This window comes from Campylobacter sp. 110 (assembly GCF_002383965.1).
GTDB classification, from domain to species: Bacteria; Campylobacterota; Campylobacteria; order Campylobacterales; family Campylobacteraceae; genus Campylobacter_D; species Campylobacter_D coli.
Map to the genome: position 1 here is coordinate 1 of NZ_NXBD01000005.1, position 963 is coordinate 963.

A 963-nucleotide genomic window follows, 5' to 3' on the forward strand; every position below is an offset into this window, starting at 1 on the left:
AAAAAGAATGGGGCAAGTATCCAAGTGAAAATGTTATAAGATTTATAGCAAGGAATTTTTATAATGTGCAAGATAGAAGTAAAATCAATATTTTAGAACTTGGTTTTGGAACAGGAGCTAATTTATGGTTTTGTGCAAAAGAAGGTTTTAGTGTAAGTGGTATAGAATGGAGCAAAACAGGATTAGAGCGTTTTAAAGCTCGTATGAAAGATGAGAATTTAAGTGATAAAATCAAGCAAATTGAACTGGGTGATTATATCGATAAATTAGATAGTTTTAAAGATGATAGTTTTGATGCGTGGATGGATAATTATTCCTTAGCTTACAATGATTTTGATAAAACTAAAAAGATTATAGACAAAGCGATGAAAAAACTCAAAAAAGGTGGGAAATTTCTTTCTGTAACTCCAAGTCTTTACAATGATGGTTTTGAAAAAGATGAGAGTTTGGGGTATCATTTAGTAAAACCTACAAGTGGAAGTGATGCTTGTACAGGTATTATAAGGTATTGTGATGAAAAAGATTTACGAAAACTTTATGAGAGTGCAACCTATAGTATTAGTGATATAAAAATTCACATACAAAAAAATTTAACCAAACAATTAAATGAACTTTTTATAGTTGAAGGATATAAAATATGAATATATGGGAACAAATTTTTTCTAAAAAAGAATGGGGCAAGTATCCAAGTGAAAATGTTATAAGATTTATAGCAAGGAATTTTTATAATGTGCAAGATAGAAGTAAAATCAATATTTTAGAACTTGGTTTTGGAACAGGAGCTAATTTATGGTTTTGTGCAAAAGAAGGTTTTAGTGTAAGTGGTATAGAATGGAGCAAAACAGGATTAGAGCGTTTTAAAGCTCGTATGAAAGATGAGAATTTAAGTGATAAAATCAAGCAAATTGAACTGGGTGATTATATCGATAAATTAGATAGTTTTAAAGATGATAGTTTTGATGC

The 963-nt window shown here is 29.0% G+C and carries 2 protein-coding genes; both read left to right on the forward strand.

The features are described 5' to 3' along the window. On the forward strand, window positions 1-641 hold a 641-nt coding region (locus BGS43_RS00030; protein WP_096568321.1), incomplete at its 5' end, for a class I SAM-dependent methyltransferase. Beyond that, window positions 638-963, forward strand: a 326-nt coding sequence (locus tag BGS43_RS00035; RefSeq protein WP_141042997.1) for a class I SAM-dependent methyltransferase, incomplete at its 3' end; no start/stop codon positions are given. The genes BGS43_RS00030 and BGS43_RS00035, both read left to right, overlap by 4 nt.